We start from the raw sequence: 24846 nt of genomic DNA, 5'->3' as shown, positions 1-24846 counted from the left end.
GGCACGGTGCGGACGTGGGGCAGTCCGTCGGAGCCGACTGGGGGAGGTCGGCGGGTCAGCGACAGAGGGCGCTGGAGGTGCGCCGCAGGTCCACGTAGCGGCACACCACGGCGGGGTGCGTCGTAAGCATGTGCCTATCGTGGCGGCCCGACCTGCCACTGTCAATGGACACCAAAAGGTGTCCCATTGGTCGGACGGATGTTCCTCAGCAGCTCAGGAGTTCGATCTCAGCGCCGGATGCCCGGCCGCCTCGTCCGGGTGCAGCCACAGCGGACCCCCGGCGGTGTCCACCCGGACCGCCCGGTCCGGAATCGCTCCGTCCACGGTCAGAAGCTCCAAGTCCCGCCCGGTCAGGCTGCGCTGAACGTCCATCACCTGAGCGGACGGCAGTCGGGCCGGGACGGCCGGGCGGCCCGGCCGGAGCTGCAGCACGGCCTCCGCGTAGGCCTCGGCCGGACGCCAGCCCGGCACCACCCGGTGCCCGGCCGCGCTGCGAAAAATCAGTGTGGGCAGGGCGTAGCGGAAGCCCTCGTCGAGCTCCTTGGCGCGGCCCGGATGCGGGGCCGGGCCGTCCAGCTCCAGCACCTCGGGCAGTGGCGCCCGCGCCTCCACCCGGTCCGCGTCGACCGAGGCCGCGACGAAGCGTGAGGCCGCGTCGGCCATCAGCCGCTCGAGGTCGAGCCCCGGCACGCCCCGGACGCAGTCGCTGACCCTGGCCTCGGTGTCGGCAGGCCGGCCCAGCACGAACATCGACTCGCGCAGCCGGCGCAGCACCCGATCCGCCACCAGCGGGCCCTGCGCCTCGGCCGCGCGGGCGGCCAGCGACGCGGGCCAGCTGCTGCGCGCCACCCGGTCCAGCACCGCCGCGCGCGGAGCGCCGGTGTGCCCGGCGACCTCCGCCACATAGCGGCTGTACCAGGCGGTCTCCGCGGCCGGGTCGGGCGCCGGGTCGTCATCGGCGTCGAACAGGATCGAGTACACCCGGCGCCAGTGCGCCCGGGCGCCGAGCGCGGCCCGCAGCTGCCGGAACACCGGCTCCGAGCCCCAGGCCCAGGGGCACAGCGGATCGGTGTACTCCACCACCTCCAGCGGCGCCGCGGTCACACTGCGACTCTCTCGACGGCCCGGTCGGCGGCTGTTGTTTCGACCAGCAGCGAGCCCACGCTGGTGCTGTCCAGAATGCGGCGCGCGTGGGCCTCGACGTCGCGCCACACGTCCGGGACCCCGGCGGCGGGGCCCGGATAGGCCAGCCCGCCCAGGGTCTCCCCGCGCAGCGTCATCAGCTCGCCGTCGACGGCGAGCGCCACGTCCAGCAGGCTGATCTCCTCGGCCGGCCGGCCGAGCCAGTAGCCGCCCTCGCAGCCGCGCTGGCTGCGGACCAGGCCGGCCCGGCGCAGATCGCCGACCACGGACTTGAGGAACCGGAACGGAATCTCCTGCGACGAGGCGATGCTCTCGCAGGTGAGCGGACGCGCTGTGTCCTGGGCGAGTTCGAGCAGGGCCCGCACGGCGTAGTCCGCCTTCGCGGATATGTGCATGGTCGTCATTATCCCCATCCGGGCGCCGCGCGCGCAATGGACACCTCTTGACATCCTTTCCACGCGGCTCCTACGGTCACCAGACCGCGACCCCTCCCAGGACGGCCCCGATGACCAGCGAGCTCGCCCCCCACGACGGCTTCCACCCCGACCTGCCCGACCACCAGCACACCGGTGCGTCCGCCGACCCGTCCGCGCGCAGCCGAGTGCACCACATCCGCGCCGACGACCTGGACGGCGACACCGCCCAGACCGGCGGGATGCGCCGCTTCGCGGCGATCAGCGGTGACCGGGTCGGCTCCGAGCGGATGTGGATGGGCCAGACCCATGTCGCCCCCGCGACCTCCTCCGCCGACCACCACCACGGCGCGTCCGAGACCGCGATCTACATCGTCAGCGGCCACCCCGAGTTCGTCTTCCTCGCCGAGGCGGGGGAGGGGGGAGCGACGGAGGAGGTCCGTCTCCGCACCGCCCCCGGCGACTACATCTTCGTCCCCCCCTACGTCCCCCACCGCGAGGAGAACCCCGACCCCGCGACCGAGGCCGTCGTCGTCATCGCCCGCAGCACCCAGGAAGCCGTCGTCGTCAACCTTCCCGCCCTCACCGTCCACCACCCCGAGGCATCGTGAACTGAACCTTGTCGAAAGAAGTGTTTCGAGCGTAGTGTCTCGAAACATGTCTTCCGAAGAAGCACGCTCACGTCCGGTCCGTCCGCTTGCGGACCCCAGGGCGATGCGGGCGGTGGCCCATCCGACCCGGCTCGCGCTGCTGGAGGCGCTCGCGCAGCGGGAGCCGCTCACCGCGACCGAGGCCGCCGAGGTGATCGGGGAGTCGCCGACCAACTGCGCCTTCCACCTGCGCACCTTGGCCAAGTACGGCTTCGTCGAGGAGGCCGGTGACGCCCCCGGCCGGCGCAGGCCCTGGCGGCTCAAGCACATCGGCTTCTCGTTCGACGGCAACCAGGGTGATCCGGAGCTGTCCCACGCCTCCGAGGCCCTGGCCCACCTGCTGTGGGAGACCTGGCTCAACCGGGCCGGCACGGTCAACGCCCGCCGCTCCCGGTTCACCGGGGCCTGGCAGCAGGTGACCAGCGGCGTCGAGAACCTGGCCTATGTGACGCCGGACGAGGCGGAGCAGCTGACCGCCGACCTCCGTGAGGTCCTCGACCGCTACCGGGACCGGCTGGAGGACGCGTCGCGCCGCCCCGCCGGAAGCCTGCCGGTCGAGATGCTCCTGTTCACCTACCCCCTCGACGCGGCCAAGCCCGACGCCGCCAAGCCCGACCCGGCCGAGCCGGAGGCCTGACCGGGATGCGACTGCTCTGGGCGAACCGCGACGCCCGGCTCTACCTGGCCGGGGACATCCTGTCGACCTTCGGCGACTCCGCCCTGTGGCTGGCCCTGGGCATCTGGATCAAGATGCTCACCGGCAGTGCCTCGGCCGCCGGCCTGTCCTTCTTCATGTTCGCGCTCGGCACCCTGGGCGGGCCGGTCGGCGGCGTGCTCGCCGACCGGCTGCGCCGTCGACCGGCTGCGCCGTCGACCGCTGCTGATCGCCGCCAACCTGGCCACCGCGGCGCTGGTGCTGCTCCTGCTGCTGGTCCATGGCCGGGGCCAGGTCTGGTTGATCTACCTGGTGATGTTCGGCTACGGCCTGTCGGCCGGCGTCCTCGGTCCGGCCCAGACCGCCCTGCTGCAGCGGATCGTCCCCGAGCAGCTCCTGGGCCATGCCAACAGCACCATGCAGACCGCGCAGTGGGGGCTGAGACTGGTCACCCCGCTGCTCGGTGCCGGACTGCTCACCACCTTCGGCGCGACGCCGGTGATCATCGGTGACGTGGTGACCTTCCTGGTCGCCACGGCCACCCTGCTCGCCCTGCGGGTGCGCGAGGAATCGCCGGCCCCGTCCGGCCACCGCCGGTTCACCGAGGCCGCCGCCGGGGCACGCCACATCCGGGACACCCCCGTGCTGCGGCAACTGACCCTGGCCGGTGCGCTGATCATGATTGCCTTCGGATTCTCGGAGACCGCTGTCTTCGCCGTGGTGAGTACGGGGCTGCACCGTCCGGACGCCTTCCTGGGCGTCCTGATCTCGGCCCAGGGAGTCGGCGCGGTCGCGGCCGGGGTGACCGCGGCCCCACTGATGCGACGGCTCAGCGAGGGCCTGCTGGTCGCCTTGGGCCTGGCCGGCGCCGCGGTCGGGTTCCTGCTGCTGACAGCCGCGTCGACGCCTGCCGTCCTCACGGGCTGCGCACTCATCGGCTCCAGTCTGCCGTGGATCACGGTCGGCATCATGACGCTCTTTCAGCGGCGCACTCCACCGGAGCTGATGGGCCGGACGGACGCGGCGCTCGGCCTGGTGCTGTCCGTCCCGCAGACGATCGCGATCGCCGTGGGCGCCGCGCTGATCGCGCTGATGGACTACCGGCTCCTGCTCCTGGCCGTCGCGGGTCTGGCCGCCCTGGCGTCGGGCTATCTGCTGACCCGTCCCGAGCAGCGCCGCGCCGCCGTCCGCGAACCGGCGAGGGCCACTCCCGACGCAACGTCGTAGCCGCCGACCCGCCCCGGTTCCTAGAGGTCGCGGCGCATGCAGACGCGGGCCCAGCGGGCCAGGCCGTGGGCGGCTTCGCACTCGCGGACGGCGCGCAGTTCCGGGGTGAGCTCGGCCTCGGCCAGGCGGCGGAAGCCGCAGCGTTCGTAGTACGGGGCGTTCCAGGGGACGTCGGTGAAGGTGGTCAGGGTCAGCGCCGGGACGCTTGCGCCGCGGGCCAGTTTCGGCGAGGTGGTCGAGCAGGGAGCGGCCCACGCCGCCGCGGGCGTGGGCCGGGTGGACCGAGACCTGCTCCACGTGCAGGCAGCCGTCGACCCGCTCGGCGACCAGGTACGCCACCGGCCGGTCGTCCGGGCCCACCGCCACCCAGGCCGCGCCGGCCTGCTGGTACCGGGCCAGCTCCTCCAGCGAGGGCGGCTCGTCGTCGGCGATCTCCGCCATCCCGATCTCCCGGAACGGATCGCCCGCGGCCCGCTCGATCTCCTGGAGCAGCGGCAGATCCTCGACGCGGGCAGTCCGAATGCGCATCGGATCATTGTGCCGCCCGTCGGCGGAACCGCGACAGACCACCCAGTGGCAACTCCACCCGGTTCGGACGGGTCAGGCCGCCGGGCCCTCCTGGGCCTCGTCCAGGTCGAACCAGATCGCCTTGCCCTCGCCCCTGGGCTGCATCCCCCAGCGGTCGGAGAGCAGGTCCAGCAGGATCAGGCCGCGGCCGGACGAGGCCATCTCGCCGGGGGAGCGGCGGTGCGCCAGTTCGTCGCTGCGGTCGGCGACCTCGATCCGGAGCCGGCGGGTGCCGGCCGGGCCGGTCATCCCGGCCACCAGCACCGCCTCGGTCTCGGTGTGCACCAGCACGTTCGCCAGCAGCTCCGAGGCCAGCAGCACCGCCGCGTCCACCTGGTCCTGGGTGGCCCAGTCGTGCATGATCGAGCGCAGTTCCTGCCGGGCCCCGGCGATCCGCTCCGGCTGGTCCTGGGCGACCGTCAGCACCAGCCGCCGCCCGGGCGGCTCGGGGCGGACGCCGACCGAGTCGCGGCGGAGCAGCAGCAGCGCGATGTCGTCCTCGCGCCGGTCGGCGAGGTGCCCGGCGTCGCCGTGCGAGGCGGGCCCATGCACGGCCTGGATCAGCGCGTCGGCCATGCCCTCCAGATCCTCGGCGGGCCCGGGGGACATGGTGTCCCGCACCCGGATCCAGCCGGTGAACATGTCGTGGCCGCCGGTCTCGATCAGCCCGTCGGTGCAGAGCAGCATCACCTCGCCGGGCTGCAGTTCCAGCGTGGTGACCGGGCAGTCCTCCTCCTCCGGCATCAGCCCCAGCGGCAGGCCGCCCTCGACGTGCCGGATCAGGCAGGTGCCGTCCGGGGTCCGGATCACCGGGTGCGGGTGGCCGGCCCGGGCGATGTGCAGGGTGCCGCGGGCCGGGTCGGCCTCGATGTAGATGCAGGTCGCGAAGCGGTCGTCGTCCAGCGCGGCCAGGAAGCGCGAGGTTCGGGCCAGCACCGCGTCCGGGCGGTGGCCCTCGGCGGCGTAGGCGTGCACGGCGGTGCGCAGCTGCGCCATCAGTCCGGCCGCGTGCACGTCGTGGCCCTGCACGTCGCCGATCACCAGCGCCATCCGGCCGCCGGGCAGGTCGATGATGTCGTACCAGTCGCCGCCGACCATCAGTCCGCCGCCGGTGGGCACGTAGCGGGTGGCGACGGTCATCCCCGGCGTGGTCGGGGTGCCGGTGCCCATGCTGCGGCGCAGCCCCCGGGACAGCGCCCGCTCGGACTCATTGGTGTGGGCCCGCTCCAGGGCGTGCGCCAGCATCCGGGCCACGGTGGACAACACCGCCCGCTCGTCCGGGTAGAAGCTGACCGGGGTACGGAACGAGGCCAGCCAGGCCCCGGTCGTGCGTCCGGCGCTGACCAGCGGCAGGAACGCCCAGGACTGCCGGCCGAAGCCGGCCGCGAGCGGCCAGGTGGCCGGGAACCGTCGCTGGTACTCCTCGGGCGTGGACAGGTACACCGCCCGCCCGGTGCGGACCACCTCGGCGGCCGGGTAGTCGGTCTCCAGCGGCATGGTGAAGGGGTGCTCGGCGCCCTCCTGGTGGCCGTGCTGCCCGACCACGGTCAGCAGCCCGCCCTCGACCCCGAACACCGCCAGGCCATCGGGGGAGAAGCCCGGCATCGACAGCGAGGCCACCACCCGCAGCACCTCGCTGGTGGTGCCGGCCTCGGCCAGCGCCCGTCCGGCGTCCAGCAGGAACGCCTCCCGCGAGCGGCGCAGGTGCCGGGGCGGCGGGGCGGGCGCGAGCGGGCCGCGGAACTGCGACTCCAGGTCGCGCCGGGCCGGCGGCCGGATCGGGGCCGGAGGAGTCGAGGCGGGCGTCAGCGGGCCCCTGGCCTGGTTCAGCGCGTCGATCTGCTGCCGTTCCACCGCCAAGGGGTCCACCGCCAAGGGGTCCACCGCCAAGGAGTCCGGCTTCAGCGGGTCCGGCGCCGAGCCGTTGCTCCCGGAGCGGGCCCCCAGGGCCGCAGCCTCGCCCTCGGCCTCCGCCACGTGCCCGTCCAGCGCCGTGCCCTGCACCGTGTAGGCGTCCTCGGGGGTGCCCACGGCGACCTGGAGGTGCAGCACCCGGAGCAGCCGCCCCTGCTCGGTGAGCACTCGAACGCGCAGCTCGAACGGCCGCCGTTCGGCAATGGACAGCAGTGCGGTCGACCGCAGCCGGATGAAGTCCTCGGCGTGCAGCAGCGACCTCAGCCTGCGCTCCCGCAGCCGCCCGACCGACCCGTCCAGCCCGAGCAGCCGGGCGCAGACCGGGTCCATCTCCAGCGCGTCCTCGGCCTTGTTCCAGCGCCAGACCCCCATGCCGACGGCGGCCAGCACGTCCACGCTCCGCAGGGGCGGGACGACGCTGTCGTACTCCTCGGTCGGACCCATCGGACAGCTCCTCCCGCCTCCATGGATGATCCTACGGAAGGTATATACGGAAATAGCATATTACGTCCGGAGTCATCGCTCTCGTACGAAAGCGTCTCGAACGGCGTGAAGGCTACCGTGCCGGGACCGCCCCGCCCGCGCCGGGGGTCACTCTGTCAAGGGTTCGTACAGGGAAGTTGACGGTCCGTCATCCGCCCGGCCAGTTCCCGCCAGCCGTCCTCGATCCGGGCGAGCGGGAGGTTGCGCTGTTTGTGCAGGTGGTTCAGCAGGACCGGGTCCAGATAGCCGACCAGGGTCTGGGCCAGCAGCTCGGTGTCCCCGCCGCTGCCGGCCTGGCGCAGCAGTGCGGAGACATGGGTGACCCGCACGGCCCTGGCCGGCACCAGACATCGCTTGGACGCGCACGGCTCGGCGGCCAGGAAGAGGTCCAGGTAGCGGAGGCCGAAGCGGATGGTGGCGATCCCGAACGCCTCCAGCCGCTCCAGCGGCGGCGCGCCGGGGCCCAGCGGGGCCGGTCCGGAGATGAAGGCCTGCTGGTACTCCTGCTCGGCGTGGTCGATCAGGGCGAGCATCAGCCCGGCCCGGTCGCCGAAGCGGCGGAACAGGGTGCCCTTGCCCACGGCGGCGGCGGCGGCCACCGCCTCCATGGTGACGTGCTCCGCGCCCAGCTCGCCGACCAGGTCCGCGGCGGCGTCGAGCAGGCGGGCCCGGTTGCGCGCGGCGTCGGCGCGCTCCCTGGGGGGCTGTCCGAGGACGGGGAGCTCGCGGTCGGCGTGGGGTTGGAGGTGCAGGTCCATGCAAGCAGGATAGTCCGGAAACCAGGAAAGTGGACCGCAGTCCGCTTTGGGTGCTACACCTGTACTCGTAGCACGGTCCGCATTCACGGACCGGCCTGCTCATCTTCCTCAGGAGTCCGTCGTGTCCGTACGCATCCTTGCTTTCGTCGGCAGCCTTCGCGCCGGTTCGCACAACCGCCAGCTTGCCGAGGCAGCCGTCCACCACGCCCCCGAGGGCGTCGAGGTCGTCATCTACGAGGGCCTGGCCGAGGTTCCCTTCTACAACGAGGACATCGACGTGGCCGGCGACGTCCCGGCCGCCGCCGCCAAGCTGCGTGAGGCGGCCGGCTCGGCCGACGCCTTCCTGCTGTTCTCCCCGGAGTACAACGGCACCATCACCGCGGTGCTGAAGAACACCATCGACTGGCTGTCCCGCCCCTACGGCGCCTCTGCCTTCAGTGGAAAGCCGGTCGCCGTGGTCGGCACCGCCTACGGCCAGTTCGGCGGCCTGTGGGCGCAGGACGAGACCCGCAAGTCGGTCGGCATCGCCGGCGGCGTGCTGGTCGAGGACGCCGCGCTCTCCGTCCCCGGCTCGGTCGTCCGCTTCGCGGAGCTGCACCCGAAGGACGACGCCGAGGTCGCCGAGCAGCTCCCGCTGGTGCTGGCCAAGGTCGCCGCCGCGGTCGCCGCCGTCCCCGCCGCCTGACCCCGAACGCCCCGAACGCCCCGAACGCCCCGAACACCCCGAACGTCCCGGCCGGGCCGGTTCCGCACTCGCGGGACCGGCCCGGTCCGTGTGTCGGGCCAGGCCATCAGACCAGGTCGCTGGTCAGCCGGGTGACCACGGCCATGGCCTCCTCCAGCGTGCCCACCGCCTCCAGCGCGGACTTCAGCGAGTCGGCTATCTTCTCGCGCCGCTCGGGCACCGTGTCGTGCCCGGCCGCGCCCGAGGTGATCCGCACCTGGTCGCCGTCCGCGAGCACGGCCAACCCGATCCCGAGCTGCTCGATCGCCTGCGGCAGCCGCTGGGACAGGGTCTTCAGCGCGTGCGCGACATCGTAGACATCACCGGGGGTCTGATAGCCCCCTTGCAGCGTCCCGTAGTTGAGGGAGCGAATCTCATCGGCTGCGGCGACTGCGTACTCATAGGGCGCGCGGTTCTGGTCCATCGGCATCCTTCCGGGGGGTGAAGGCGATCCTAAGGGCCGCCCCTGGTGGGCCCGCAGCCGGAACATCGCAGTAACTATATTGCGGTAATTCTCTTGCAGAAGAAATCTACTGCATCTACGGTGGGGCCATGACCGAGCCCCGACGACTGACCGACCCGGACATGCTCAAGGGCCTGACCCACCCGCTGCGCCGCCGGCTCTACCGGCTGCTGATGCAGCTCGGCCCCGCCACCGTCACCCTGCTCGGCGAGCATGTCGACGCCGACCCCGGACAGCTCAGCTACCACCTGCGCGAACTCGGCCGCCGCGGCTTCATCGAGGAGGCCCCCGAGCTGGCCAGGGACCGTCGGGAGCGCTGGTGGCGGGTGGTCCCGGGCGCGGTCTCCTGGTCGCTCCAGCAGTTCGACGACCCGGCCGACCGGGCTGTCGCCGAGACCGTGTACCGGGATCTGGTCGCCGACCAGTTCGAGCGGCTGGGCGCCTTCGAGGCCGGCAAGCAGACCTGGCCGGAGGAATGGGTGGGCGCCGCCACCACCTCCAACAACTACCTCCGGCTCACCCCCGCCGAGCTGCACGCCCTCAACGACGAGCTGAACGAGGTGCTGCGGCGCTGGGCGGACCTGGGCCGACCAGACCCGCACACCCGCCCCGAGGACCGCACCGACGACCAGCGCGAGAACGTCTTCCTCTTCCTGCACGCCTTCCCGGAGAAGCCATGAGCGTCCTCGCCGCCCCGGCCGCCGGCATCGACCGACGCGGCAACTCCGTTCTGCGCGAACGCCCCTATCTGCGCTACCTGACCGGGCAGAGCCTGTCCCAGCTGGGCGACCAGGTCTGGTGGGTGGCGCTGTCCTGGACCGCGGTCCACCTCGGCTCGGCCGGCACCGCCGGACTGCTGCTCACCGTCTCCGCGCTGCCACGACTGCTTCTGCTGCTCTTCGGCGGGGTCATCGCCGACCGCTACGACATCCGCAGGCTGATGATCGGCAGCGACCTGGTGCGGGTGGCGATCACCCTGGCCGCCGCCGGAGCGGTCCTGCTCACCCCGGGCCTGACGGTGCTCGCGCTCCTCGCCGTCGGCTTCGGCATCGTGGACGCGCTGTTCCTCCCGGCGGCCGGGGCGATGCAGCCCCGGCTGCTGCGCCCGGAGCAGTACGGGTCCGGAGCGGTGGTCGCCGGGATGGCCGCGCGGATCGCGCTCTCGCTGGGCGCGCCGCTGGGCGGCCTGGTCGTCGCCTGGGGCGGCGTCCCGCTCGCCCTGGTGGTGGACGCGGCCACCTTCGCGGTCTCCGCCGCCGCGATCGCCTCGGTCCGGCCGCGGGCCCTGACCGGGAGTCAGGGGTCAGTCGGCGCAACAGCGAGCACCTACCACGGGGACTTCCGCTCGGGCATCGCCTTCCTGGCCCGGCACCCGGTGCTGGGTCCGCTCACCCTGGTGATCCTGCTGACCAACCTGGGCTTCGTCGGCCCGATGAACATCGGCATGGCCGAACTCTGCGCCGACCGGGGCTGGGGCGCGAGCGGCATCGGGCTGATGCTCGCCGGGTTCGGCCTCGGCGCGGCGCTGGGCGCGCTGCTGACGACCAGGATCCGCGGCACCGGCCGCCCGGCGCTGTGGATCACGGTCTGCGGGGCGGTCGAGGGCGTCGCCCTCCTCGGTACGGCGCTCGCCCCCGGCCTCGGCGCCGCCGTTGCCATGACCGCGCTGGTCGGGCTGTGCAGCGGGCCGATGGCGGTGCTCTGCTCGGTGCTGACGCAGACCCACACCCCGGACGCGTTCCGGGGCCGGGTCTCCTCCGTCAACGCCCTGGTCTCGCTCGGAGTGGTCCCGCTGGCCTCGGCCGCCACCGGCTTCGCCATCGCGGCGATCGGCCTGGACCGGGCCTACGCCCTCTGCGGCGGCATCGAGGCCGCGGGACTCCTGCTGCTGCTCGCCCCCGGCTTCCGCCGGGCCCGAGCAGCGCCCTGAGGCCGCGCTGCGGCTCAGACCGGCGCGTTCGCCGAGGCCAGCCCCGGCGGGGCGGAGGCCAGGGCCGAGCGCAGGGCGTCGATCAGCGCCAGCGCCGCCTCCTCGGTGAGCTCGACGGCGACCCGGGCCGAGGGGCCGAGGCCGGGGTTGAGGAAGTCGACGTTGACGGTGTGCCCGAAGGGGGCGTGCTGCGGGTGGTCGACATAGACCATGGCCCGGGTGAGCGGGAAGTAGCCGTTCGGCCCCTTGCCGCTGCCCTCGATGTCGACCTGCTCGGTGAGATAGGTGCACATGGCCGGCTGACTCCTTGGGAGTGGTGGTCGGTGGTGGTCGTCGGTGAGCTGGGCGGTCAGGCGCCGCTGACGTGCCGTCCGAAGAAGTCGAGGAGCAGCTTCCAGCCCTCCACCGCCGCCTGCGGCCGGTACGCGGGCCGCTCCACCGCGAAGAAGGCGTGTCCGGCGTCCGGGAAGGTGTGGAACTCGTACTCCTTGCCGTGCTCGTTGAGCAGTCGCTCCAGCTCGGCCGTGGCCTCGGGCGAGGGGTGGCTGTCCTCGGCGCCGAACAAGCCGAGCAGCGGGCAGGAGAGGTCCTTGGCCAGGTGGCCGATCGGGCCGCTCTTCAGCGGGAAGCCCTCCGGCACCGCCTCGGTGACGAAGGCTCCGTAGCAGTCCACCGCGGCCTGCAGGTCCAGGCTGCAGCCGGCCAGGAAGGACTGCCGTCCGCCGGAGCAGTAGCCGATCACGCCGACCCGGCCGTTGGAGTTGGGCAGTCCGCGCAGATAGGCCGCGGCGCCTGCGACATCGCCGACCAGCCGGTCGTCCGGCACCCCGCCGAGCGCCCGGGCCGCCGCCGCGGCGTCGTCCGGGGCCGCGCCGGGGGCCTCGCGGGTGTAGAGGTTGGGGCAGACGGCGTTGTAGCCCTCGGCGGCGAAGCGGCGGGTGATCTCCTTGGTGGGGAGGTCGTAGCCGGGCATGTGGTGGATCACCACGACGCCGCCCAGCGGCTCGGAGCGCTGCGGTCGGGCCGCGTACGCCTCGATCTCCACGCCTCCGTCCCCGGTGATGGTGACGGTCTCTGCCAACAGCGCGTCAGACATGCTGCGCCTTTCTGGGTCGGATGATCCCCCCGTGGGCCGAGCGTATCCCTTCCCATCATCTCCACCTGCATCTTCTGTCTCCAAGTAATGAAGCATGCCAAGACTCTTGCCCCCGGCTTTATTCATGAGTTGAAATATGGTCAGGTCAATCGAGGGCGGCCGGTGAAGGCCTGCCCTCTGGTCCGTCATGCCCATGACACCCCCACCGAAGGGCCGCACTCCATGACCACCCGAACACCTCTACGCCGCCGCACGGTCCTCCCCACCGTGCTGGCGGGCACCCTCGCGGCGGGCGGCCTGATCCTGGCCGGGCCGGCCACCACCGCCCACGCCGCGGGTGAGCAGGTCGGCATCGCCCTGACCACCACCTCCGACTCGGGCGGACGCACCGTCACCCGAGGCCTGCAGCAGCAGACACCGGTCAACTTCGCGGCCGGCACCGGCAGCAGCGGCCAGGTCATCAACGTCAACGAGGGCACCAAGTACCAGCAGTTCACCGGAGCGGGCGCATCCTTCACGGACACCGCCGCCTATCTGATGAACAGCAGCGGCGCGCTCAGCGCCGCCACCCGCACCACGGTGATGAACAACCTGTTCAGTCCGACCACCGGGATCGGCCTGGACTTCCTGCGCAACCCGATGGGCGCCTCCGACCTGGCCCGCAGCAACTACACCTACGACGACCTGCCCGCGGGCCAGACCGACGCCTCGCTGGCCCACTTCTCGATCAGCCACGACCTGGTCGACGTGCTGCCGCTGACCAAGCAGGCGCAGCAGCTCAACCCGAACCTCAAGGTGATGGCCACGCCGTGGACCGCGCCGCCGTGGATGAAGGACAGCGGCGCCTACAGCCAGGGTTACCTGCAGTCGCAGTACTACCCGGCCTACGCGCAGTACTTCGTCAAGTACGTGCAGGCCTACCAGGCGCAGGGCGTGCCGATCGACTACGTGTCCGTGCAGAACGAGCCGACCTGCTGCTCCGGCTACCCGTCGATGCAGTGGGACGGCAACGGCCTGGACTACTTCACCGGCACCAACCTGCTGCCCGCCTTCCACGCCGCCGGGCTGAGCACCAAGGTCCTCGCCCTGGACTGGAACTGGGACTCCTACGCCTCCTACGGCGCGCCCACCGTGAACGACGCCGCGATCCGCAACGACTCGCTGTTCGGCGGGATCGCCTGGCACGGCTACGAGGGCGACGTCAGCGAGCAGACCACGATCCACAACCAGTACCCCTCGGTGCCCGCCTTCGACACCGAGCACTCCGGCGGCACCTGGATCGCCAACCAGCAGCAGGAGGACATGAACAACATCATCGACTACACCCGCAACTGGGGTCAGTCGGTGGTCAAGTGGTCGCTCGCGGTGGACCAGAACATGGGCCCGCACAACGGCGGCTGCGGCACCTGCACCGGGCTGATCACGGTCCACAACGGCGACAGCCGCAGCGGGCAGGTGGACTACAACATCGAGTACTACGACATGGGCCAGCTCACCAAGTTCGTGAAGCCCGGCGCCTACCGGATCGACTCCACCGCGAGCACCAGCGTGCCCAACGTGGCCTGGCTCAACCCGGACGGCTCCAAGGCGCTGGTGGCCTACAACGAGTCCGGCGCCTCCAAGGCGGTGACGGTCAACTGGAACGGTGAGACCTTCTCCTACACCCTCCCGGCCCAGACCACCGCCACCTTCACCTGGAACACCGGGACCGGCGGCGGAACCGGCACCGAGACCGTCCTGCCGCGCACTGGCTGGACGGCGTCCGCGTCGTCCTCGGCGGCGGCGGATCCGGCGTCGAACTCCATCGACGGGAACGCGGGGACGCGTTGGTCGACGGGTGCGGCGCAGGTGTCGGGTCAGTACTTCCAGTTGGACCTGGGCAGTGCCAAGACGTTCAACCAGTTGGTGCTGGACACGGGTTCGGCCAGTACGGGTGACTACCCGCGCGGGTACACGGTGCAGACCTCCAGCGACGGTGTGACCTGGGGCGCGACGCTGGCCACCGGTGCGGGATCCGGTCAGCTGACCACCATCACCTTCCCGTCCACCACGGCGCGGTATGTGCGGGTGACCCAGACCGGGAGCTCCGGCAGCTGGTTCAGCGTCGCCGAGGCCAACCTCTACAGCGCTCCGGCCACCGAGACCGTGCTGCCGCGGACCGGTTGGACGGCGTCCGCGTCGTCCTCGGCGGCGGCGGATCCGGCGTCGAACTCCATCGACGGCAACGCGGGGACGCGTTGGTCGACGGGTGCGGCGCAGGTGTCGGGTCAGTACTTCCAGTTGGACCTGGGCAGTGCCAAGACGTTCAACCAGTTGGTGCTGGACACGGGTTCGGCCAGTACGGGTGACTACCCGCGCGGGTACACGGTGCAGACCTCCAGCGACGGTGTGACCTGGGGCGCGACGCTGGCCACCGGGGCGGGTTCGGGCCAGGTGACCACGGTCTCCTTCCCGTCCACCACGGCGCGGTATGTGCGGGTGACCCAGACCGGGAGCTCCGGCAGCTGGTTCAGCGTCGCCGAGGCCAACCTCTACACCTCCTGACCGGCCTGCGGCCCTCCCACCGGCTCCCCTGACGGAGCCGGGCGGGAGGGCCGCAGTTCGTTCACTTGCCCTGCTACTCCGCGAAGTTGGGGTTCGCCGGGCGGGCGACGTCGGCGCGGCCCTTGGGCTCCTCCCAGTCCTCCTGGCGGCCCAGCGCGGTGATGTCCAGGAACCCGTAGGCGCTGCCGAGCTGCTCGGTTCCCCGGCCGAAGGTCGAGTAGGTGTGGAACACCTGGTCGCCCTCGCGCAGGAAGCAGCTGAAGCCCGGCATCTCCATGGGGCCCTCCAGCAGCCAGCCCTGCCCTGCCTGCGCCAGCGCCTCACCGCCCCGGTAGTTGTACTCCACCGGGGCCACCGCGGGGTCGACCGAGACATGGAAGTCGTAGTTGAAGTCGCTGCCGAACGAGGAGTACCAGGCGAACGACCACCCCTTGCGCTTGCGGTAGGGCTCGATCTTCGCCAGCGGCGCCCGGGAGACCAGGGCGAACGCGGTGTCGCGGACCCCGAGGTGCGCGATCAGGCCGGGGGAGACCTCGTCCAGCCCGGCCGAGCAGCTGTCGCAGGCGTCCTCCCAGGCCGGGTCGAACATCACATGCTGGACGATCAGCTGCCGCCGCCCGCCGAAGAGCGCGGCCAGGTCGGCCTTGCCGTCCGGCCCCTCGAAGCGGTACTCCTTGTCGACCAGGACCATCGGCAGCCGCCGCCGGTCGGCGTTCAGCGCGTCCTGGGCCCGGGTCTGCTCCTTCTCACGGACCAGCAGATCCCGGCGGGCCTCGAGCCACTCCTCGCGTGAGGCGATCCGCGGAAGACTCATCTCTCTGCTCCTCTGTCCCGGGGCCCGGTGCGGGCTCCTCCGGAACATAGGACGAAGCAGCGGACCCGAACTCATCGCTGCCGGGACAAAGACAAATGGCAAGGAGATCCCTCTCCCTGCCACTCCTAACGTATAGCGCACCTGGGGGCTTGCGGCAAGGCCCGGGTCGTCCCGCAGAATCGTCGACCGAGGCCGTAACCTGCGGAAATGAGGGCACGACGTGAGGAACAGCGGTGACTGAGCAGTACGTGCGGGATCTTCAGGACATTGACGGGGCCGAGGTCGCGGTCGTCGGCGGCAAGGGCGCGTCCCTGGGTGCGCTGTCGCGGATCGAGGGCATTCAGGTGCCGGTCGGCTTCTGTGTGACGACGGAGGCCTTCCGGCGGATCCTGGCGCAAGCGCCGTCGATCGACCATCTGCTCGATCAGCTGTCGGGCATCGGCCCGGACGACCGGGAGGCGATCCGCACGCTCAGCGCGGAGATCCGCTCGACCATCGAAGGGATCGCCCTCCCCGACGATCTCGCGGCGGCGATCACCCGCGCGCTCGCCCGCTACGGCGAGCAGACCGCCTATGCCGTCCGCTCCAGTGCGACGGCGGAGGACCTGCCGACCGCCTCCTTCGCCGGCCAGCAGGACACCTACCTGAAGGTCGTCGGGCCGGCAGCGATCCTTCACCACATCAGCCGGTGCTGGGCCTCGCTGTTCACCGAGCGGGCCGTGGCATACCGTCGGCGGAACGGCATCGACCACCGCACGGTCCAGATGGCCGTGGTCGTGCAGCAGATGGTCGTCCCGGAGGCGTCCGGCGTCCTGTTCACGGCCGACCCGGTCACCGGCAACCGCAGGACCGCCACCGTGGACGCCGGCTTCGGTCTCGGCGAGGCCCTGGTCTCAGGCCTGGTGAACCCGGACGTCTTCACGGTGCGCGACGGCGCGGTCGTCGCCAAGGCGATCGTCGCCGACCAGCGACCGTCGCTGACGGATGCTCAGGTCCTGCGGCTGGTGCGGATCGGGCGGCGGATCGAGGCGCACTTCGGCCGCCCGCAGGACATCGAGTGGTGCCTGGCCGACGACGACTTCCAGATCGTCCAGAGTCGGCCGATCACCACCCTGTTCCCCGTCCCGGCGCCCGCGCCCGGCGATGTCGAGAACCATGTCTATGTCTCCGTCGGCCATCAGCAGATGATGACCGACCCCATGAAGCCCCTGGGCTTCTCCATGTGGCAGCTCACGGCCATGGTGCCGATGCACGAGGCCGGCGGCCGGCTGTTCGTCGACGTCACCGCCCGGCTGGGCCCGCCGGCGAGCCGGGCCGCCCTGCTGGACGTCATGGGGAGGGGAGATCCGCTGGTCAGGGACGCACTGGAGACCGTCCTCGACCGCGGCGACTTCGTCCCGTCGCTCCCGGACGCGGCTCCCGGCGGGCCGCCGGCCCGGGCCGGGTCCGCCCCGGTCGAGGCTGATCCGGCCATCGTCACCGCGCTGATCGGGCGCAGCCGGGCGTCCATCGCCGCCCTGGAGCGCGACATCCGGACGAAGAGCGGACCGGCGCTGTTCGACTTCCTGCTGGAGGCCTTCGAGGAGCACAAGCGGGTCCTCAGTGATCCGCTGAACATTCAGGCGATCATGGCCGGGATGGAGGCCACCTGGTGGCTCAACGACAAGCTGCTGGAGTGGCTGGGCGAGAAGAACGCGGCCGACACGCTCACCCTGTCCGCCCCCGACAATGTCACCTCGGAGATGGGGCTGGCGCTGCTCGACGTCGCCGACGTGATCCGCCCGCACCCGGAGGTGGTGGCGTTCCTGCGGGCCGTCGAGGACGAGGACTTCCTGGACGAACTGCCGAAGCTCGCGGGCGGAGCCGAAGCACGCGACGCCATCGAGGCCTATCTCGACCGGTACGGCATGCGCTGCGTCGGCGAGATCGACATCAGCAGACCGCGTTGGCGCGAGCGCCCCAGCACGCTGGTGCCGGTGATCCTCGACAATGTCAGGAACTTCGAGCCGGGCGCCGCCGAGCGGCGCTTCGAGCACGGGCGGCAGCAGGCGCGGCAGAAGGAACAGGACGTGCTGTCCCGGCTGCGGGCCCTGCCGGACGGGGAGCGGAAAGCCGACCAGACCAAGCGGATGATCGACCAGGTCAGGAGCTTCATCGGCTACCGGGAGTATCCGAAGTACGGCATCGTCAGCCGCTACTTCGTCTACAAGCAGGCCCTGCTGGCGGAGGCCGAGCGCCTGGTGCAGGCGGGGGTGCTCGCTGAGCGGGAGGACGTCTTCTCCCTCACCTTCCAGGAGTTCCGCGACGCCGTGCGCTCGCACCAGGTGGACGGCCGACTGATCCAGCAGCGCAAGGACGCGTTCCGGTCGTACCAGGCGCTCACCCCGCCCCGGGTGCTCACCTCGGACGGCGAGGCCGTCAACGGAGCGTACCGGCGCGACGACGCCCCGGCCGGCGCCCTGATCGGCCTGCCGGTCTCCGCCGGGACCGTCGAGGGCAGGGCCCGGGTGATCCTCGACATGGCGAAGGCCGATCTCGAGGCGGGCGACATCCTGGTCACCGTCCACACCGACCCCAGCTGGTCGCCCCTGTTCGTCGGGATCGCGGGCCTGGTGACGGAGGTGGGCGGGCTGATGACCCATGGCGCGGTGATCGCCCGGGAGTACGGCCTGCCGGCCGTGGTGGGCGTGGACCGGGCCACCCGGCTGATCCAGGACGGGCAGCGGATCCGCGTGCACGGGACCGACGGCTACGTCGAGATCCTGCCTTGACCGCCCGCTTTCCGCATTGTCGACCAGCTCAGACGTCCCGGCGCCAGACCACCAGCAGGGCCAGGACCACCGCGGCCACCGGCCAGACCGCATACACCACCCAGGAGCCGGTGACCGTGGCGAAGTAGATCCCGTGGAACCCGCTCGGCGGCGTCCAGTCCACGGTCAGCCGCTCCCAACCGTTCTCCACCAGGGTGTGGGCCAGGTCGGCGGACCAGCGGTGGTTGGAGGTGAAGAACGCCGGCAGCATCAGCAGGGTGAAGGCGGCGCTGACCATGCTGCCCGCGCTGTGCCGGATCAGCACGCCGAGCCCCAGCCCGATCAGCGCGCAGACCGGAGCCAGCAGCGCCGACGCCGCCAGCGCCCGGAACGCGGCGGGGTGGGTGATCGGGATCCCGGCGTTCTTCTCGCTCAGGACGGCCTGGGAGAGCCAGAACGAGCCGCAGGCCGCCACGGCGCCGACTGCCGTCCACAGCACAGTCAGCACCACGGCCTTGGCGAGCACCACCGATCCACGGGCCGGGACGGCGGCCGTGGTGGTCCGGATCAGCCCGCTGCTGTACTCGCTGACGACCGCGATCGCGCCCATGCAGCCGGCGACCAGCATCAGCGTCATATATCCGGCCGGGGCGAAGGCGTCGTGCAGCGCGCCCATGTTGACCTGCCCGGCGGGGAGCGGGGTCGGCCGGTCGTGGTTGTCAGCCAGCGCCGCGAAGGCCGAGGATGCGACCACGAACAGGGTGAGCAGGAGCAGCGTCCACGGGGTGGAGCGCAGCGAGCGGATCTTGATCCACTCGGAGCGGACCAGGTCCGCGAACCGGGCCTGCGGCTCGGCCGTCGCCCTGGCCGACGGAGCGGGGGAGACCTCGGTGAGCGCGGTCATCGGGGCTGCCCTGCCAGGTATTCGACGCTGTGGGCGGTGAGTTCCATGAAGGCGTCCTCCAGTGAAGCGGTACGGGTGGTCAGTTCGTGCAGCAGGATCCGGTGCTCCAGGGCCAGCGCGCCGATCCGCTCGGCCGGCAGCCCGGTCACCGTGAGCCGCTCGGTCCCGGCCGAGCCCTCCGGCTGCACCGAGGCGCCCGCGGCGGTCAGCAGCACGGTCAGCTCCGCCGCCTGCGGGGTGCCCACCAGGACGCCGATCCTGCTGCCGCGGGCGGCGAAGGCGCGCACCGACTCGGCGGCGATCAGCCGGCCCCGGCCGATGACGACGAGCTGGTCGGCGGTGTTCTCCATCTCCGTCATCAGATGGCTGGAGAGGAAGACGGTGCGGCCCTCAGCGGCCAGGCGCCGGAAGAGGTGGCGCACCCAGAGCACGCCCTCCGGGTCCATGCCGTTGATCGGCTCGTCGAACATGAGCACCGGCGGGTCGCCCAACAGCGCGGCGGCGATGCCCAGCCGCTGCTTCATGCCCAGCGAGTAGCCGCCGATGCGGCGGTGCGCCGTCTCGGTCAGGCCCACCTCCGTCAGCACCTCGTCCACTCGCCGCAGCGGAATGCCGTTGCTGCGGGCCAGGGCCTGGAGGTGCGCGGTGGCGCTGCGGCCCCCGTGCACCTGCTGCGCGTCCAGCAGCGCGCCGACGTGGCGCAGCCCGCGCGGATGGGTGCGGAAGGGGACCCCGCCGACCGTGGCGCCGCCGCCGGTGGGCGCGTCCAGGCCGAGGATCATCCGCAGCGTGGTGGTCTTGCCGGCCCCGTTGGGGCCGAGGAACCCGGTGACCTGACCGGGCGTCACGGTGAAGGAGAGCTGGTCGACGGCGGTCTTGCGGCCGTAGCGCTTGGAGAGTTCGCTGACTTCGATCACAACCGCAACCCTGCCGGGCAGGGCCGGGGCCGGGCATCGGTCCGGGGACGACAATCGCCGCACCGGCGGTCATCCCGTGGGCGTACGTCCCCGGGCCAATGTCCGGCGCCCGGCCGCCGGTTACGCTCGCGGGATGGATGCCAGCGGGATGCACGCCAGCGGGATGGACGCCACACCGGCCGAGCCGTCGCCCTCCGGCGACACCGAAGGCCCCCCGCACCGCCTGCGGAACGCCCTGCTGTGGGCGGCGGCCACCATCCTGGTCATCATCTTCTGCGCGAACCAGTTGCAACCGCCGTTCAGCGACGAGGGCGGCGTCAAGCACCTGGGCCCGCTGTCGGTGGCGGCCTCGGACGTGCTGGCCGCCCTGCTGCTGCGGCGCTTCCCGATGACCGTGCTGGGGCTGCTGCTGACCTTCGCCCTCGCCATGGCGGTGTCGGATCCCTGGCAGCGCCAGGTGACGCTGGCCCAGAGCTTCCCCGCCCTGGTCGCCCTCTGCTACATCGCGGCGACGAGGCCGCGCCGGGTGGGGCTGACCGCCCTGGGCCTGTCGCTGGTGATGCTCGCCGTCTACCAGGTCGACCGGGCCATGCAGGTCAACCAGACCATGCAGGGAAGGGCCGTCCTGCTGAACCGAATCGACTGGCCCGGGGTCATGGTGATGGTCTTCGCCTGGCTGCTCGGCAACTCGATCCACCAGAGCCGGGAGGCCGCCACCACCGCCCTGGCGCAGGCCACCGAGCAGGCCGTCACCACCGAGCGGCTGCGGATCGCCCGGGAACTGCACGACATGGTCGCCCACAGTATCGGCATCATCGCCATCCAGGCGGGGGTGGGCAGCCGGGTCATCACCACCCAGCCCGAGGAGGCCCGCAAGGCGCTGGCCGCGATCGAGGCCACCAGCCGGGAGACCCTGTCCGGGCTGCGCCGCACCCTGGTCGCACTCCGCCAGAGCGATCCGGCGGCCCGGGCCGACCAGGCCGCGCTGCTGCCCGCCCCGGGTCTGGCCGACCTCGGACGGCTGGCGACGGTCACCGCCGAAGCGGGCGTCCGGGTCGAGATCGACTGGACGGGGGAGCGGCGTCCGCTGCCGGCGGACATCGACCTGTCGGCGTACCGGATCGTGCAGGAGGCGGTCACCAATGTGGTCCGCCACGCCGGAACCCGGCAGTGCCGGGTGGCCGTCGACTACGGGACGGACGCGCTCTCGCTGGAGGTCGTCGACCACGGGGACGGGGGCGCCGGGCGCCGACCCGGGCGGGGCTTCGGCATCACCGGCATGCGCGAGCGGGCCGGGCTGCTGCGGGGGGAGTTCAGCGCGGGACCGGGGGCTGGGGGCGGCTTCCGGGTCGCAGCGAGACTGCCCCTGCCGGAGGTGGCCGCCGCCGCCGCACCCGCCCCTGCGGGGGCCTCCGCCGAGGAGCCGGTCCGATGACGGTCCGCGTCGCGCTCGCCGACGACCAGCCGCTGATCCGCTCCGGCCTACGGGTCCTCATCGCCGACACCCCCGACCTGGAGGTGGTCGGCGAGGCCGCCACCGGCCAGGAGGCGGTGGACCTGGCCCGGGAGTTGCGTCCCGACGTGGTGGTGATGGACATCCGGATGCCCGGCATGGACGGGATCGAGGCCACCCGCCGGATCACCGCCTCCGGCGGCCCCACCCGGGTCCTGATGCTCACCACGTTCGACGAGGACGACCACGTCTACGGCGCGCTGCGGGCCGGGGCGAGCGGCTTCGCGGTCAAGGACATGGCCCTGGACGACATCCTCACGGCGATCCGGGTGGTCGCCGCCGGGGACGCACTGATCGCGCCCGGGGTCACCCGCCGCCTGATCGCCGACTTCGTCGCCCGCCCCGGGGCCCAGTCCGCCGGTTCCCCTGCCTCCGGCCGGCGCCCCGCACGCGCCGTCGAGGGCATCACCGAACGCGAACGCGAGGTGCTGACCCTGGTCGGCCTCGGTTGCTCCAACCATGAGATCTCCGAGCAGCTGTTCATCACCGTGGCCACCGCCAAATCCCATGTGGCGCGGCTGTTCACCAAGCTCGAAGCCCGGGACCGGGTGCAACTGGTCATCAAGGCCTATGAGCTGGGCCTGGTCGTCCCACCCGGGTAGAAGCTGCGCCGAGGGCACGCCGCCTGCGCCGCCGCCCGGACGCGTCCGTCATCGCTGCGCGGGAACCGGCTCAGCCCGGCAGGTCGACGAGCGTCTGCGCCCAGCGGCGGAACCCGTTGTCCGGCGCCGTCCGGCAATAGCGGCTGAACTGCTCCCGGCACTCCTCCCGCCGGAGGCCACCCACCACGACCGGAACTCCGTACCCCGGCAGGTCCGCACTGGCCGGCTGCCAGCCCGCCGCGATCCCGGCCGCGCCGTCCGCGGGTGACTCCAACCCGAAGTAGACCTCGGCCACCCCCAGCGCCATCGCCGCGCCCAGACACATCACGCAGGGCTCCAGGTTCACCGCCAGCCGCAGCGGCTGCGCTCGCCGACCCCACCCCAGCCGCTCGTCGGCCTGGATCATCGCCAGCAGATCGGCATGGACCAGCCGCCGCTTCCGCCCCATGTCCTCAGTGAAAGCCCGGCCGACGACCTCGTCCCCCATCACCACCACCGCCCCGATCGGCAACTCCCCGGCGGCCAGCCCCTCCTCCGCGACAGTGATCGCGGCCAACAGCATCTCGTCAGGAGTCATGGCTCATGCGAGATCGCACATTCAGGAAGCGGATTCGAGTCCGGCCAGGAGATAGGCGACGTCGAGTCCGGTGGTCAGGTACTGCTCGAAGATCGGGTTGTTCAGGACCCACGGCGATCGTCTCTGTCGGACGAGGGCGATGGCGGACGTGGCGTCCTGGCCTAGCTCGATCAGGGTCTGTGCGACGACGAGGCCGGAGCGGTTGTAACCAGAGTGGCAGCGCACGAGCACGGTGCGGTCGTTCCGTACAGCCTCCGTGGCGGTGACCGCCAACCGCTGGACCGAGTGGAGCTGCTCGGCCGTCAGCGGACCGTCGGGGATCTCCCTGACCAGATGGTCGACGCCGGGGGCAGGCCCGTGGCCCGCTCGAGTGAACAGGCTGATGACCAGGTCGAATTCAGCACCGACCACAGCGGTCTGCACCTCCCCGTCAGATCCGGCCCAAAAGTGTCCGCCCAGCCACAGCCCCGGCCTCACTTCGTCCCACGGCGCCTGCGGTTCGGGTGCCCCGCGGTCCCTCTGACGTGTCCTCACCGAAACCCCTCTCCAGGTGAACCAACGACTCGACCGGACGTTCACGTTCCCCGTTCGATGCGCTGTTGGTGTGAACGGGAGTGCGCTGCACTAGGGTGGCGCGATGTCGACGATCAAGAAGTTCCAAGTCACCTTCGACTGTGCCCAGCCCGAGCGGGTGGCCCGCTTCTGGTGCGAGGTGCTGGGGTACGTCGTGCCGGCGCCGCCGGAGCGGTTCGACAGCTGGGACGCCTACAACGCCTCGCTGCCGCCCGAGAAGCGGGACATGGGATTCGTCGCCATGGATCCCTCGGGCGTCGGTCCCCGGATGTACTTCCAGCGGGTGCCCGAGGGCAAGGTCGTCAAGAACCGGGTGCACCTGGACGTTCGGGTCGCGACCGGGCTCGTCGGCGAGGAGCGGCTGGCCGCGCTGGAGGCGGAGTGCGCGCGTCTGCTGCCGCTGGGCGCGGTGCGCGGGCGGCTGCTGCTCGCCGACGAGGAGAACGAGTCGTGCCTGCTGATGCAGGACATCGAGGGCAATGAGTTCTGCCTGGACTGACCCGCCTGCTGCATGTGCCGTCCACGGGGTGCGCCAGACGACGGAGCGACCTGCCCCTAGTCCTGAACTCGGCTACGAGATATAAAAATCGACGCTGAGGCGCACGCCACCGCCACGCGCCACGATGCGGGCGGCGTCCTGGTGGCCGGTGGGTCGGGCCGGCGCTGTGCGACTATTGGCCATGCCTGTGACCAACCCGTGGCTGGCCGGTTCAGCCCCCGAGGATCGGCTCGATCGTGAGCGCCTTGAAGAACGCATCCTGAACCTGTTGTCGTCCCAGAACATGTGCGTGGTGGCGACGTCGGGGGCTGCTGGGCCGCTGGCAACGCCGGTTCGCTACTACCACCTCGACTTCGCCCTGATGTTCACCGCGTCGGCGGTGTCCCCGAAGATGCGGAACATCGCGGCGGACCCCCGCGTGTCGATCGGCGTCTTCGCCCCGCTGGTGGGCCAGGCCAGTAGCCGAGGGGCTCAGATCTTCGGGCAGGCCCGGGTGTTGGGGCCCGATGACGCGGAATTCGCGCACTACTGGCCGGCCTTCCGGTGGCAGTCCGACCATGTCGAGCGTTCCCTTCCGCTGACCGAGCCACCGACCGGACCCGTGGTTCTGGTGGAGGCCGAGCGGATCGTCTATACGGAGCACTGGCTGAGACGTGAGGGCTTCGCTCCTCGTCAGTTCTGGACCAGGGCCGACTCCTGAGAGCTGTCCGGCCGATCATTGATGACGTGCGTCTGGCTGCTGCTTGAGGCGCATGTGACGAGGGGCCTGATGTCGATTGCCGGGCGTCCGCCGGTGCGCGACCATCGTCGGATGGAGAGGGATGAGGGTCGGAAGCTGACGCGGGTTGTGCAGACGTGTTCGGCATGCCCATCACAGTGGGATGCCTGGACGGCGGACGGCCAGTACCTGTATCTCCGATACCGGCATGGTGAGGGCTGCGTCGAGTGGCATCCCGGCCCTGACGATGATGCCGACACGCCGGAGTCCTGGAACGATGGCCTCTCGGGACTCCTGATCGAATGGGACGACGGCACCGACAGCGGTGTCATCAGCCTTGAGGACTTTCTCGCGGCAGCGGGACTGGTGCTGGCGCCGGGTGCGTCGGTGGGGTGAGGTCATGGCACGTGGT

Annotated in this window: 25 protein-coding genes and 2 pseudogenes; 14 read left to right on the top strand and 13 right to left on the bottom strand. The window is 71.6% G+C overall.

Going from position 1 to position 24846, the window contains the following annotated elements:
• Positions 1-213: 213 nt before the first annotated feature.
• Complete coding sequence (locus tag ACXKR8_RS04640) at positions 214-1104, bottom strand: DsbA family oxidoreductase (RefSeq protein WP_458271624.1); 891 nt, start codon at positions 1102-1104, stop codon at positions 214-216.
• On the bottom strand, positions 1101-1538 hold the full coding sequence (locus ACXKR8_RS04635; RefSeq protein WP_458271623.1) for an RrF2 family transcriptional regulator: 438 nt from the start codon (positions 1536-1538) through the stop codon (positions 1101-1103). The genes ACXKR8_RS04640 and ACXKR8_RS04635 overlap by 4 nt, the downstream gene beginning before the upstream one ends.
• A gap of 110 nt (positions 1539-1648) precedes the next feature.
• Here ACXKR8_RS04635 and ACXKR8_RS04630 point away from each other — a divergent pair, with 110 nt between their 5' ends.
• The 3 genes from ACXKR8_RS04630 (at position 1649) to ACXKR8_RS04620 (ending at position 4088) form a co-directional block, all read left to right on the top strand.
• On the top strand, positions 1649-2167 hold the full coding sequence (locus ACXKR8_RS04630) for a cupin domain-containing protein (protein WP_458271622.1): 519 nt from the start codon (positions 1649-1651) through the stop codon (positions 2165-2167).
• A gap of 46 nt (positions 2168-2213) precedes the next feature.
• The gene (locus ACXKR8_RS04625) at positions 2214-2843 is read left to right on the top strand and encodes an ArsR/SmtB family transcription factor (protein ID WP_458271621.1); all 630 of its coding nucleotides are present in this window, start codon (positions 2214-2216) and stop codon (positions 2841-2843) included.
• A gap of 126 nt (positions 2844-2969) precedes the next feature.
• The gene (locus tag ACXKR8_RS04620) at positions 2970-4088 is read left to right on the top strand and encodes an MFS transporter (protein ID WP_458271620.1); all 1119 of its coding nucleotides are present in this window, start codon (positions 2970-2972) and stop codon (positions 4086-4088) included.
• 20 nt (positions 4089-4108) lie between these two features.
• Here ACXKR8_RS04620 and ACXKR8_RS04615 read toward each other — a convergent pair.
• From ACXKR8_RS04615 to ACXKR8_RS04605, 3 genes and pseudogenes are all read right to left on the bottom strand, one after another.
• Positions 4109-4616: pseudogene (locus tag ACXKR8_RS04615) on the bottom strand (GNAT family N-acetyltransferase).
• A 72-nt stretch (positions 4617-4688) separates the two neighbouring features.
• Positions 4689-7013, bottom strand: coding sequence for a SpoIIE family protein phosphatase (locus ACXKR8_RS04610; protein WP_458271618.1), 2325 nt, complete (start codon positions 7011-7013; stop codon positions 4689-4691).
• Positions 7014-7168: 155 nt separating this feature from the next.
• Positions 7169-7810 (bottom strand): TetR/AcrR family transcriptional regulator, encoded by a 642-nt coding sequence (locus ACXKR8_RS04605; protein ID WP_458271617.1) that lies wholly within the window; start codon positions 7808-7810, stop codon positions 7169-7171.
• 121 nt (positions 7811-7931) lie between these two features.
• Between ACXKR8_RS04605 and ACXKR8_RS04600 the strand changes: the two genes are divergently transcribed.
• Positions 7932-8495, top strand: a complete 564-nt coding sequence (locus ACXKR8_RS04600) for an NAD(P)H-dependent oxidoreductase (RefSeq protein WP_458271616.1) — start codon at positions 7932-7934, stop codon at positions 8493-8495.
• A gap of 106 nt (positions 8496-8601) precedes the next feature.
• Here the strand turns inward: ACXKR8_RS04600 and ACXKR8_RS04595 are convergent, their stop codons facing one another.
• Positions 8602-8958 carry a hypothetical protein gene (locus ACXKR8_RS04595; protein ID WP_458271615.1) on the bottom strand — a complete coding sequence of 119 codons (357 nt, stop codon included), beginning with the start codon at positions 8956-8958 and terminating at the stop codon, positions 8602-8604.
• Positions 8959-9086: 128 nt separating this feature from the next.
• Here ACXKR8_RS04595 and ACXKR8_RS04590 point away from each other — a divergent pair, with 128 nt between their 5' ends.
• Both ACXKR8_RS04590 and ACXKR8_RS04585 read left to right on the top strand, forming a co-directional pair.
• Entirely contained in the window at positions 9087-9677 is a 591-nt protein-coding gene (locus ACXKR8_RS04590; protein ID WP_458271614.1) for a helix-turn-helix domain-containing protein, read from the top strand.
• Positions 9674-10927: an MFS transporter gene (locus ACXKR8_RS04585; protein ID WP_458271613.1), complete on the top strand. Its 1254-nt coding sequence runs from the start codon at positions 9674-9676 to the stop codon at positions 10925-10927. The genes ACXKR8_RS04590 and ACXKR8_RS04585 overlap by 4 nt, the downstream gene beginning before the upstream one ends.
• Before the next feature lie 14 nt (positions 10928-10941).
• On the opposite strand, the gene ACXKR8_RS04580 is transcribed toward ACXKR8_RS04585, so the two are convergent.
• Both ACXKR8_RS04580 and ACXKR8_RS04575 read right to left on the bottom strand, forming a co-directional pair.
• Positions 10942-11220 (bottom strand): DUF6295 family protein, encoded by a 279-nt coding sequence (locus ACXKR8_RS04580; RefSeq protein WP_458271612.1) that lies wholly within the window; start codon positions 11218-11220, stop codon positions 10942-10944.
• 56 nt (positions 11221-11276) lie between these two features.
• A complete protein-coding gene (locus ACXKR8_RS04575; protein ID WP_458271611.1) occupies positions 11277-12023 on the bottom strand; it encodes a dienelactone hydrolase family protein in 747 nt (248 codons plus the stop codon).
• A 222-nt stretch (positions 12024-12245) separates the two neighbouring features.
• Between ACXKR8_RS04575 and ACXKR8_RS04570 the strand changes: the two are divergent.
• Both ACXKR8_RS04570 and ACXKR8_RS04565 read left to right on the top strand, forming a co-directional pair.
• Positions 12246-14123: pseudogene (locus ACXKR8_RS04570) on the top strand (discoidin domain-containing protein); the annotation flags it as partial.
• A 45-nt stretch (positions 14124-14168) separates the two neighbouring features.
• Complete coding sequence (locus tag ACXKR8_RS04565) at positions 14169-14567, top strand: discoidin domain-containing protein (protein ID WP_458274898.1); 399 nt, start codon at positions 14169-14171, stop codon at positions 14565-14567.
• 73 nt (positions 14568-14640) lie between these two features.
• Here the strand turns inward: ACXKR8_RS04565 and ACXKR8_RS04560 are convergent, their stop codons facing one another.
• Entirely contained in the window at positions 14641-15381 is a 741-nt protein-coding gene (locus tag ACXKR8_RS04560) for a DUF899 domain-containing protein (protein WP_458271610.1), read from the bottom strand.
• 233 nt (positions 15382-15614) lie between these two features.
• Between ACXKR8_RS04560 and rph the strand changes: the two genes are divergently transcribed.
• The gene (gene rph, locus ACXKR8_RS04555) at positions 15615-18152 is read left to right on the top strand and encodes a rifamycin-inactivating phosphotransferase (RefSeq protein WP_458271609.1); all 2538 of its coding nucleotides are present in this window, start codon (positions 15615-15617) and stop codon (positions 18150-18152) included.
• A gap of 28 nt (positions 18153-18180) precedes the next feature.
• On the opposite strand, the gene ACXKR8_RS04550 is transcribed toward rph, so the two are convergent.
• Together ACXKR8_RS04550 and ACXKR8_RS04545 are read right to left on the bottom strand one after the other, a co-directional pair.
• Positions 18181-19035: an ABC transporter permease gene (locus tag ACXKR8_RS04550; protein WP_458271608.1), complete on the bottom strand. Its 855-nt coding sequence runs from the start codon at positions 19033-19035 to the stop codon at positions 18181-18183.
• Entirely contained in the window at positions 19032-19952 is a 921-nt protein-coding gene (locus ACXKR8_RS04545) for an ATP-binding cassette domain-containing protein (RefSeq protein ID WP_458271607.1), read from the bottom strand. The genes ACXKR8_RS04550 and ACXKR8_RS04545 overlap by 4 nt, the downstream gene beginning before the upstream one ends.
• 133 nt (positions 19953-20085) lie before the next feature.
• Between ACXKR8_RS04545 and ACXKR8_RS04540 the strand changes: the two genes are divergently transcribed.
• The gene (locus ACXKR8_RS04540; RefSeq protein ID WP_458271606.1) at positions 20086-21387 is read left to right on the top strand and encodes a sensor histidine kinase; all 1302 of its coding nucleotides are present in this window, start codon (positions 20086-20088) and stop codon (positions 21385-21387) included.
• Positions 21384-22067 (top strand): response regulator, encoded by a 684-nt coding sequence (locus ACXKR8_RS04535; protein ID WP_458271605.1) that lies wholly within the window; start codon positions 21384-21386, stop codon positions 22065-22067. Before ACXKR8_RS04540 ends, ACXKR8_RS04535 begins: the two co-directional genes overlap by 4 nt.
• Positions 22068-22137: 70 nt before the next feature.
• Here ACXKR8_RS04535 and ACXKR8_RS04530 read toward each other — a convergent pair whose 3' ends face one another.
• Both ACXKR8_RS04530 and ACXKR8_RS04525 read right to left on the bottom strand, forming a co-directional pair.
• Positions 22138-22644, bottom strand: a complete 507-nt coding sequence (locus tag ACXKR8_RS04530; protein ID WP_458271604.1) for a deaminase — start codon at positions 22642-22644, stop codon at positions 22138-22140.
• 21 nt (positions 22645-22665) lie between these two features.
• Positions 22666-23055, bottom strand: a complete 390-nt coding sequence (locus tag ACXKR8_RS04525) for a protein-tyrosine phosphatase family protein (protein WP_458271603.1) — start codon at positions 23053-23055, stop codon at positions 22666-22668.
• A 226-nt stretch (positions 23056-23281) separates the two neighbouring features.
• On the opposite strand from ACXKR8_RS04525, the gene ACXKR8_RS04520 reads away from it, so the two are divergent.
• The 3 genes from ACXKR8_RS04520 to ACXKR8_RS04510 all read left to right on the top strand — a co-directional run bounded on the left by ACXKR8_RS04520 (position 23282) and on the right by ACXKR8_RS04510 (position 24830).
• A complete protein-coding gene (locus ACXKR8_RS04520; protein WP_458271602.1) occupies positions 23282-23716 on the top strand; it encodes a VOC family protein in 435 nt (144 codons plus the stop codon).
• Between the two features lie 181 nt (positions 23717-23897).
• Positions 23898-24416 (top strand): pyridoxamine 5'-phosphate oxidase family protein, encoded by a 519-nt coding sequence (locus ACXKR8_RS04515; RefSeq protein ID WP_458271601.1) that lies wholly within the window; start codon positions 23898-23900, stop codon positions 24414-24416.
• A 111-nt stretch (positions 24417-24527) separates the two neighbouring features.
• Positions 24528-24830: a hypothetical protein gene (locus tag ACXKR8_RS04510; protein WP_458271600.1), complete on the top strand. Its 303-nt coding sequence runs from the start codon at positions 24528-24530 to the stop codon at positions 24828-24830.
• Positions 24831-24846: the final 16 nt, after the last annotated feature.

The organism is Streptacidiphilus sp. PAMC 29251, assembly GCF_054208735.2.
Note: the sequence above shows the minus strand (reverse complement) of the source record. Positions and strands in the feature narration are given on the sequence as shown.